Source organism: Neobacillus drentensis (assembly GCF_036966985.1).
Lineage (GTDB): Bacteria > Bacillota > Bacilli > Bacillales > Cytobacillaceae > Neobacillus > Neobacillus drentensis_E.
On sequence record NZ_JBALSN010000110.1, the window covers coordinates 1 to 10,309 of the forward strand.

The following is a 10,309-nucleotide window of genomic DNA, read 5'->3' on the forward strand; positions in this document are numbered from 1 at the left end:
CCAACACCAGGAATATCCTTTTCTATGACTGTACCAACCGGTAAAGTCGAGTAATCGACAATATTGTTGACAGCAACCGTTAATCGATTTTTTCCTTTTTGTAAAAATGTATTTAATTCTGCCTCAAAAGGTAAAAAGCCGCCCTTATGCTCGACAACAAGCTCTCCATTGACATACACCTTAGCTAGATGAGTGGCCGAACCGAATCGCAAAACCACACGTTCTGATTGAAGCTTTGATGGAACAGTAAATTCCCGTTCATACCATACCCAGCCAACATGATCACGTATTTTTGCATTTACTCCAATATCATTAAATGAGGATGGAACAGCCATGCTCATTGTGTCGGTTAATTTTGCATTTTGCCAGTTATCCTGAAAACCACTTCCCGAATCAAGCTTAAAATTCCATATCCCGTTTAGATCAATAATACACCGTGTTTCAGTAACGATAGGATATAACATCTTTAGTCTCCTTTTTTAAAATCATAGATCTGTTCAGTAAATTGGATAGTAAATTAATAGTTTCGTATGGTTAAATCTTCATGAACATTTCCTAATACTTCATTCAGTTGATTTAGGAGATCATTTAACATATCCTCAGTAAATTTTTCCGGATTGAAAGCAACCATTGCGCGTAGAGGCATAAATTTCATCATCGCCTGAAACATTTCAAACGAATCCGAGTCTTCGGACATATTTGCAAATGGGCCTCCTTCATTTGCCTAGGTAAGGGTTTCTTGTACAATCGGTGAAAGAATTGGATCTGCCATAAGATCACCAATTGTTGTATTTCTATGGACTGATTTTTTAATAGTAACAGTTGAGTCCACTTTTATACTGCCTTTTAAAATGATTTCGGCTGAAGACTTACCTACTAGGACTTCAAACAAACCACTTTCCACATGCCAGTCTTTAATATCAACGTTGTAATAAGCAAATGCTCTTTTATCCAAGATAAAGGTAACGTCTTGCTCTTCTCCTGGTTGTAATTCCACCTTTTCAAAGCCCTTTAGTTCTTTTTCGGGACGGATGACAGTACTTTCAATATCCCGTATATATAACTGGACGATTTCCTTTCCAGCAACTACACCCGTATTTTTCACCGTAACCGTCACTTGTACCGTTTCTGTATCATCTATTTCCGGCTTTTCTATTCTAAGATTTGAATAGTCAAAGCTTGTATAGCTCAAACCATAACCAAATGGGAATAACGGTTCCATTGCTTTAGCATCATAATAACGGTAGCCGACAAATATTCCTTCCTTGTATTCGACCTTGTCTCCTTCGCCTGGGAAGTTGAGGTAAGAAGGATTATGGCGTAAATCTTTTGGGAACGTTTCAGCCAACTTTCCACTTGGACTTTCGATTCCAAAAAGTAAATCAGCAATCGCACCGCCTAGTGCCTGTCCTCCAAGATATCCTTCAAGAAGGCCTTTTACTTTATCAAGCCACGGCATTTCAATTGGTGCACCATTACTTAATACAACAACTATATTAGGTTGTACTTCCGAAACAGCTTCTATTAAAATCCGGTGATTGTCTGGAATTCGCAAATGCTCCCTGTCGTATCCCTCTGATTCATAGCGATCCGGGAGACCAACGAATAGTATTGCCACATCCGACTGAGCCGCAGCCTCCTTTGCCTCTGCCAACAATTTTTCATTTATTAAATCAGTTTTTAGATCGTATCCTTGCGAATAAAGCAAACTTGCATTCGAGGCACTCTTTTCAATTTCCTCAAAAATATTATCAAGTTTTGTAGGTTTAATATGAGAGCTTCCTCCGCCTTGGTATCTTGGTCTTACAGCAAATTCTCCAATGATTGCAATGGCTCCTTGCTTTTTTAGTGGGAGAATTTGATCATCATTTTTTAATAAAACCATACTTTCCTTTGCTACTTCTCTAGCTAATTGATGGTGTTCCTCTTTAGCATAGACAGCATTTTCTTTTTTGTTATCAACAGCCATAAAAATAATGTTTAATAATCTCTCAACTGTTCTGTCTAGTGTCTGTTCGGAAAGCATACCACTTTTTACGGCGTCAATAATTTTCTTATCACCGCTTCCATTACTTGATGGCATTTCTAAATCTAATCCGGCTTCTACCCCATGTGCACGCTCATTTACAGCACCCCAGTCTGAGACGATAAATCCTTCAAAGCCCCATTCATCCTTTAATATATCCGTTAATAATGTTTTATTTTCTGAAGCATACGTCCCATTTACTTTGTTATAGGAACACATTACCGTCCAAGGTTGTGCTTTCTTAACTGTATGTTCAAAACTGGCAAGATAAATCTCTCTTAAGGTTCTTTCATCAACGATAGCATCGACAGACATACGACGATGCTCCTGGTTATTGACCGCAAAATGTTTAAGGGAAGTACCAACTCCCTGACTTTGAACACCTGTTATATGACTTGCAGCCAATTCGGAAGAAAGATAAGGATCCTCTGAAAAATATTCAAAGTTTCTTCCGCAAAGCGGTGAACGTTTAATATTTGCACCAGGACCAAGTAGGACAGCTACATTCTCTGCCTGACATTCTTCACCTAGTGCAGTTCCTACTTTTTCAATTAGTGAACGATTCCATGTACTCGCAAGACCTGCTGCTGATGGGAAGCATGTTGCCGGAACACTATCATTAAGTCCTAAATGATCAGCACTTAACTGCTGCTTGCGCAGACCATGAGGACCATCTGTAACAAAGATCGATGGAATCCCCAATCTCTCTACTCCTTTTAGCTCCCAAAAATTTAAACCTGAGCAAAGACTCGCTTTTTCATCAAGAGTCATTTTTTCAATTAATTTTCTGATATTTCTTTTCATAGAATCCTCCTTAATGTTTAACGCTTTCATAATTGGATATGACGGATAATATTACTTTTTTTCTAAGTTAACTACCTTTAAATTACATTTTAAGACACTGGAATTATTTCTACTATTCGAATTACGACCACCTATTTTCATTAATCCGACTTTTGATGAAATTTTTTGAATGTATAATTGCATAATGACATAAGTAAAAACGCAGGGGCACTTCCACTAAAAAACGGAATTAATCCAGGAAACTTAAATGTTATAAAAAAGAAAATCCCTGTAAACACAGCCATTATAAAGGTTGCGATTGGATTAATCGTCATTAGGATAACCGCATTTTTAATGACTCCTTTTACCCCTACATGAAAATGTACAAAGACAGGAAAAATATATAATAAGGTAAAGAAGAAAATAAAAATCAAAATAACATTGGGAATATAAAGTAATTTGAATATTGGTAACGATATGGCTTCTATTATCTTTGTATTAGAGTATAGGAAACTTCCTAATGCGATCAGAATCAAACCGACACAATTACTTTTTAGAAATTCACTTTTATATACCGTCCAAAACGTTTGAAATACATGAATATCCTGCTTCATTACCCACTTTCGGACAACAGCGAACATTGCTGCTGTCGCAGGAAAAAAACCTAGAACAATCAAACCAAGAAACGTGAAGACAATCCAAAGCACGTTTACATACATTAATCTCATAACCCACTCTGAAACACGATGAATCCCCTTCATAAAACCTTCCATTAAGGATAACTCCTTCCTTTATCGCTTCTATGACTCAAACATTAAGGAAAATAGCCCTAAAATAGGGCTACTCCTAGATAAACAAATATATCATCCTTTTACAGAGCCTAACGCAATTCCTTTTACAAGGTATTTTTGGAAAAATGGATACGCAATTAAAATTGGTAATACCCCAACAACAGCTATCGCCATCCGTACACCTGTTGAAGGAATTTCCGAAGCTGCCTGACTGGCGTTTGAACCCAAATCACTGGTCGCTAAAAACTGAATATCCGCAAGCATCCTGTTTAAAATGTTTTGGATACTGAATAGTTGTGGGTCGGTAATATAAATGAGACCATTAAACCAGTCATTCCAATAATGAATGGTTTGAAGTAATCCAATCGTTGCCAAAATAGGCAGTGATAAAGGCAGGACTATGGAGAAAAAAGTCCTGAATTCACCTGCACCATCCATCCGTGCTGATTCAATCACAGGCTCTGGAATGGAAGTTATAAAAAATGTCCTCATTAATAATACGTTAAAACCATTCATAAGCAGACCAGGTACAATTAAAGCCCAAATCGTATTTTTCAAATCAAAAATTTGTGTATAAACCAGATAGGTTGGTACAAGTCCACCGTTGAATAATAAGGTGAAGAATACAAAGAAAGCAAAAACATTTCTGTAAGGTAAATCTCGGCGTGAAAGTGCATAGGCCAAAAACGCAGTTATAGCCAAGCTAACAACCGTTCCAAATACAGTTACGAAAATTGTAATACCGTAGGCCCTTAAAATACTTGAAGAATTATTTAACAAATACTCATAAGCTGCAAAGCTAAATTCTCTAGGAAAAAAGGAATAACCATCCTTCAAAATAATCTTTTCACCTGTAAGAGAAGAAGATAAAAGAATGATAAAGGGAATAATGCTGCCTGCCGCAAGTACGATTAAAAAGATATGGGAAACCAATTGGGTAATTCGATCAGATTTATACATTCTTCCTTACCTCCTGCTTAAAATAATGCATTGTCTTTACTTTTTCTGCGGACTAGATAATTGGATATTAGGACCAGTACAAATCCAACGATGGATTGATATAGGCCAGCTGCAGCGGACATCCCGATATCCCCAAGCTGCATTAAACCTCGGTAAACATAAGTGTCAATAACATTCGTGGTATCGTAGATTGCCCCTGAGTTCATTGGTACTTGATAAAACAAACCAAAATCAGAATAGAAAATTCGTCCTATTGACAGTAATGTCATCATGATAATGACTGGCAAAATCGATGGAATGGTAATATGAATAATTTGATGCCATTTATTCGCCCCATCTAAAGTGGCTGCTTCATAATACTCCTGGTCGATGCCGATAATAGCCGCCAAATAAATGACACATAGGAATCCGACACCCTTCCATATATTGATGAAGGTTAATATATAGGGCCAATATTTTGCTTCGTTATACCACGAAACTCCATCCAGCCCAAGTAAGGGAAGAATTGTTTTATTCAGATAACCCACATCTTCGCTTAAAAAGGCAAATCCCAAATAACTGACAATAACCATCGAAATTAAGAATGGCAATAGAATAACACTTTGATAAAAGCTTTTCGCCAGCTTATTTTTAATTTCATTGAGCATAATGGCAATACCTATCGCCAGTAACGTATTTAAGATAATAAATCCTCCATTATAGAGTATGGTATTTCGTGTAATTACAAAGGCATCTCTTGAACTAAATAAGTATTCAAAGTTTTTAAATCCTATCCAATCACTTGCGAAGATTCCTTTCGCATAGTTAACATCTTTAAAAGCAATGACCAATCCGAACATCGGTAAATAATTGTTGATCAGCAAATAAATTAACCCAGGTACCATCATGATAAAAAGAGGTGAAAATCTTTTAAACTTGATCATCCTGTTATTTACCTTTTTAGCTGGTATCGCCTGGATGCTTGCTTTCATTTTCTTTACAGTCACTTCTGACATCCTTTTTCCCCCTTGCTGAATAAAATGTTTTCGCTTACAAATAACTTTCATTTCTTGCTATATTTTTATTTTAATAAACTAATTATTTTGGAACTATCCATAATACGACTTCTTATTTTCGTTTATCCGACTAATAGGAACATGAAATTCCACTCAAGGCATGCCAGTAAAAAAAAGAGAACCAGCACCGCTGGCTCTCTTTCCTTACCTTACTTCTCTTTCCACTTATCAAATTGTTTTTGTTTTTCCGCAATAATTTTTCCCAGACCTGATGCTTTAAGCTTACTATTAAATTCCGGCAAACTTTTCTCAGGATTTAGAGTACCGGATTCAAGTCCTAGCTTGTACTGATTTAATACGTTTGTAGTTGCAGCAATTTCTGTTTTTACTGAATCTGGATTGAACGTAAAACCAAATGCAGGAGAAAAAATGGCTGAATCATTATGTTCTTTCATTATATCCCAGTAATTTGCAGGGTTTCCTTCCCAAGGATAAGTCAAGAAGTTATTTCCAATTTCCCACTGGTTAAAAGCATATTTTGATTCCTTAACTCCTTCCGGCAATTTAATCGTTCCATCCGAATTTTTCACATAATGTTTACCTTCCACGCCAAGATCTAGTAAATTCATAATGTCTTTATCAGTATAAAGTAAATTGATAAATTCCATCGCTTTTTCAGGATTTTGACTGCTTCTCGCAATAGACATGTTGAAGCCCGTGGCTGCATCTGTGTACGAATAAACATCCGTTAATTTTACTGAAACCATTTCATAGCCAGTTATTCCCTTTTCTTGTACATCAAAACCTGGCTTCATTTTAGCGAAATAGCCAAATCCTTTATTTGCTTTTACAAGATTAGCGGCAGATTCTTTTGATGTGGCTGAATCCTTAATGATGTAACCCGCTTTGAACCACTTTCGTGCTAATTTAACAGCATCTACATATTGCGGGTCTTTAAACATATTTACAATTTTCTTATCTTTAAAAGACACCACTCCAAGGTTGTCCCCTAGCACATCAAATTTTCCAGCAGTAATTGCGGTGGCAACCGATGTTCCCATTGATGTGTTGACTATTGGTGTTAATGTTGGTTCTTTTTCTTTGACCATTTTAAAAACATCTTCCAAGTCCGTAAATGTTTTGATTTGAGAAAGATCAATCTTATATTTGTCAACTAAATCCTTTCTCATAGCAAAGCCATAATAAGAACCCCAGTCTCTAATACTTGGAATACCGTATATTTTCCCGTTAACTTTATTACCTTCTAAAAGACGTTTTGGAACCACATTAGAAATTCCTTGACCATGTGATTGGAGCAAATCATCTAATGGAAGGTATTGACCTTTTGCTGCTTGTGTATTGTAGCCATAGAATGATGAAGACATGATTAAATCCAGCTTTTCGTTGCTTGTTAACATTAAATTTTGTTGCTGTTGCCATGCTGCGCCACTTATTGGGACTAGTTTAACCGTAGCATTAATCTTCTTTTTAGTAATTTTATTAATTTCTTCTTGAACCAATGGAAGTTCATCTATTTTTGTATTTAATGTTAAATAAGCCATTGTAATTTCATATGGCTTATTGGAGCTAGTTCCGTCCTTTTTACTTGTACTGCTTTCCTTGGAACTGCACCCAGCCAAAACCAAAAGCACAGACATAACAATCATTAAAAACTTTGTAAATGACTTAATACTCTTCAACTTTCTTTCCCCCTTATTCTTTTTGATCTGTTGAAAACTCTTTTGAAAGCGTTGTCAACTATCTAGTTTTAGTATAGAGGATGGGTAGAAATACACTTACTAAAAAAACGACATTTTATTTTTGTTATTACGACTTATCTGAGGAGAGTGCCATTTTTCGATATTCCATTGGATTTAATTCAGTTGCCTTTTTGAAAATAGTAGAGAAATAGGAAAAATTCGAATATCCAGCAGATAAAGCCACTTCACTTACAGGTAAATTTGTTCTAGCCAATAATTCTTTTGCATATTCAATACGCTGCTGTTGCAAGTATTCGGATATAGATACTCCTGTTTGTTTTTTAAAAAGTCTTGTTAGGTAGTCAGGATTGAGATACACATAATTTGCAATTTCTTCTCTTGTTAACCGTTGTTCACCAAGATGGTTTCGAATATATTGTTTAACAATGTTAACTACAGAACCTTTTTCTTGAGGAACATGAAGCTGATTCATGGCTACATCCGCAATATAAATAACCCAATCTTGTAGAAAATCCAACGATTTCAACACTTTTACAGGCTTTTCAGTTAGTAAGTTTTGTGAAAAAACCTGATTGGCCTGAATCCCTTTTACTTGGAGTACATAAAAAACCGATTGTAAAAAATCCTGATAAAATAAATGAAGTGATTGGGCGTTTATATCATCATCTGATTTTTTCCAATCCTTAAAATATTGATTAATTGCATCCAAGAATTTTTCCTTTGGGCCACTTTTCATTAAACTCGACCAATAATCAGGTAGCAGCGGAATCGAGCATGAATCCTTTTTTTCATTTTTATACACAATGGTCTGGTTACTCTTGGTTACATTGTTACGATCAAGATCCTGCAACAAGTGAACCATGCTTACTACCTCCTCGATAGGAACCTGATTGCCAATATAACAGCAAAGTTCGCATGAGAAATATAGAGCAAATCGAGAAATAAAATCATTAATATTACATGTAAGCTCCTCAATGTTTGCGGCTTTTTCTAGGGGCAAAATGACCAAAATATAACCAGTTCCCAAATTTACCACATGGGCATCCATAGTGAATTTAGCGATTTCTTCATTTACTGCATTTTGAAGGGCATTCTCCCTTAATTTTTCTTCATGGACCGAAAGCTCCTTTTTCCAACGTTGAACATGAAATAAAATGGGAAGAAAAGTTGTGTACTCCGTATATAATAAATGATGGTATTTCTTATGCTCATTAATCTTGTCAATGGTAGACGGGATAACTTGTTGAATAAGATCTAACCAAAATCGTTCCTTCATAACTGATTGGTGCGACTTTTTCAATTGATGGTAAGACTCCTCCACCTGTTTTGTATCCTGATCCTTTTTAATTTTTTCCAAGGCACTGTGAATAACACCTTCCAGCTCTTGATAATCGACCGGTTTTAATAAATAGTTGAAACTTTTTAACTGCAATGCTTCCTTTGCATATCCGAAATCTGAATGACATGTTAAAAANNTCAATTCCCGATCCTTTTGGCATTTCAATATCACAAAGCAAAAGATCCACCCTATTATTTAAAAACACCTCTTGAGCCTGCCTCATGTTATTGGCTGTATAAACAGTAGAGATATGGTGTAATTCCCAATTAACACCCGCCTGAATGCCTCTAATTGAATGAATTTCATCATCAACGATAAGTACATGAAATTGATTCATCATCATACCCCTTTCCTTTATTGGAATTTTATATCGGTACCTTCATGCGGACAGTTGCACCTTTTCCTTGTTCGTTTGAAAAGTATATATGGGCATGCCCCTCATATAACAAATTCAACCTTTGCTTAACATTCCAAAGTCCAATTCGTTCCCCTTCCTGGTTTGTAAGTGATACGTCATTTTCTAAACTCCATAAAACCTCTTCAGGAAATCCTTCACCAGTATCCTGGATTTTAATTTCCATAAAACCGGGGTCTTCATTGTCTTTTTTAACAGTTATTTTAATTTTTATTGGTTCATCCATATCAAAAGCATGTTTAATAGAATTTTCGGCAATCGTTTGAATGACCAAAGGAGGTATATTGCATTTCATCAATTCTGGAGATGCTTCCACATCATAATTGATAGCTTCTGGAAATCTAAGTTGTTGAATCTTTAAATAATTCTCCGTATGTTTTAATTCATCTTCTAAGCTAACGAAATACGAATTACTACGAAACATAAACCGAAAGTAATTGGCTAGGCATTTGGACATTTCTTGAATGATGGCAAAATCTTTAACTGTTGCAAGATTATAAATAATGTTTAATGAGTTAAGGAAAAAGTGCGGGTTAATTTGTAATTGTAAATGCTTTAGTTCTGCCCTTTGTAAATTTAACTTTTCTTCGTAAACATTGATTTTTAAGTCTTTTATCTCCGATATCATATGGTTGAAGGACCCATTCATCACTTCAAACTCCGTAGAATTATGGTTCATAGGAAGCCGAACTTCCATATCACCCTCACGAAGCTTTTTCATGGCTGAAACAATTCGATTTATTGGTTGAAGAAAAACCTTTCTCATGATAAAGATAAATAGAAATAAGAACAAAACAGCCCCAATAGAAATAACCGATGAAATTCTTTGTAAAAAAGGAAGTTTCTCTAAAATTTCACTTTCTGGTATCAATGCTAAAAGATAAAAATCACCGCTTGATGATTTTTTCTTCATGACCATAAAGCGTTCATTTTCCCCAGACACTGCAAACTTGTTTCCCTTCAATGTTAAGTCTATTTTTTCATCTTCTATAAATTTTTTATTAGTGATCGGCTGCAATTCGGAAGATGCAAGCAGGGCTCTGCCTGTTTCTCCAAAATCAATATACTTAAAAGGCTTAATCAAATTGTTCACATTTACCCAAGCCCCTACGTAGACTCCATCTATATTTAAATAGTATAGTAAATAATAATTTTTCTTTCCCTTCCATAAGTTCCATTTGCCTTCAAGAAGATTTTCGGGCTTTTTCTCAAGCAAATCATGAACTTCATCCGTTGCATTCATGCGGTCTGTAAAATCTTCATCATTTTTCTGAGTATA

At 35.6% G+C, this 10,309-nt stretch carries 8 protein-coding genes and 1 pseudogene; all 9 read right to left on the reverse strand.

Annotated elements, in window-relative coordinates:
* Positions 1 to 464, reverse strand: a 464-nt coding sequence (locus tag V7659_RS07660) for a sugar-binding domain-containing protein (RefSeq protein WP_335539188.1), incomplete at its 3' end; no start/stop codon positions are given.
* A gap of 53 nt (positions 465 to 517) precedes the next feature.
* A pseudogene (locus tag V7659_RS07665) lies at positions 518 to 2,830 on the reverse strand (glycoside hydrolase family 3 C-terminal domain-containing protein).
* A 140-nt stretch (positions 2,831 to 2,970) separates the two neighbouring features.
* Complete coding sequence (locus V7659_RS07670; RefSeq protein WP_335539191.1) at positions 2,971 to 3,582, reverse strand: YesL family protein; 612 nt, start codon at positions 3,580 to 3,582, stop codon at positions 2,971 to 2,973.
* A gap of 90 nt (positions 3,583 to 3,672) precedes the next feature.
* Positions 3,673 to 4,560, reverse strand: coding sequence for a carbohydrate ABC transporter permease (locus tag V7659_RS07675; protein ID WP_335539193.1), 888 nt, complete (start codon positions 4,558 to 4,560; stop codon positions 3,673 to 3,675).
* A 17-nt stretch (positions 4,561 to 4,577) separates the two neighbouring features.
* On the reverse strand, positions 4,578 to 5,531 hold the full coding sequence (locus V7659_RS07680) for an ABC transporter permease (protein ID WP_335539200.1): 954 nt from the start codon (positions 5,529 to 5,531) through the stop codon (positions 4,578 to 4,580).
* 233 nt (positions 5,532 to 5,764) lie between these two features.
* Complete coding sequence (locus V7659_RS07685; protein WP_335539195.1) at positions 5,765 to 7,117, reverse strand: ABC transporter substrate-binding protein; 1,353 nt, start codon at positions 7,115 to 7,117, stop codon at positions 5,765 to 5,767.
* Positions 7,118 to 7,382: 265 nt separating this feature from the next.
* Positions 7,383 to 8,552 (reverse strand): helix-turn-helix transcriptional regulator, encoded by a 1,170-nt coding sequence (locus V7659_RS07690; RefSeq protein WP_438825862.1) that lies wholly within the window; start codon positions 8,550 to 8,552, stop codon positions 7,383 to 7,385.
* 67 nt (positions 8,553 to 8,619) lie between these two features.
* The gene (locus V7659_RS32270; protein WP_438825861.1) at positions 8,620 to 8,958 is read right to left on the reverse strand and encodes a response regulator; all 339 of its coding nucleotides are present in this window, start codon (positions 8,956 to 8,958) and stop codon (positions 8,620 to 8,622) included.
* Positions 8,959 to 8,980: 22 nt separating this feature from the next.
* Positions 8,981 to 10,309: sensor histidine kinase (locus tag V7659_RS07695; RefSeq protein ID WP_335539198.1), on the reverse strand; the 1,329-nt coding region annotated here is incomplete at its 5' end.

What these genes read in the sequence shown, in the direction of transcription:
- V7659_RS07670 (WP_335539191.1), bottom strand. Translation starts at nt 3,582, where the DNA reads ATGGAAGGTTTTATGAAGGGGATTCATCGTGTTTCAGAGTGGGTTATG.
- V7659_RS07675 (WP_335539193.1), bottom strand. Translation starts at nt 4,560, where the DNA reads ATGTATAAATCTGATCGAATTACCCAATTGGTTTCCCATATCTTTTTA.
- V7659_RS07680 (WP_335539200.1), bottom strand. Translation starts at nt 5,531, where the DNA reads ATGAAAGCAAGCATCCAGGCGATACCAGCTAAAAAGGTAAATAACAGG.
- V7659_RS07685 (WP_335539195.1), bottom strand. Translation starts at nt 7,117, where the DNA reads ATGGCTTATTTAACATTAAATACAAAAATAGATGAACTTCCATTGGTT.
- V7659_RS07690 (WP_438825862.1), bottom strand. Translation starts at nt 8,552, where the DNA reads ATGAAGGAACGATTTTGGTTAGATCTTATTCAACAAGTTATCCCGTCT.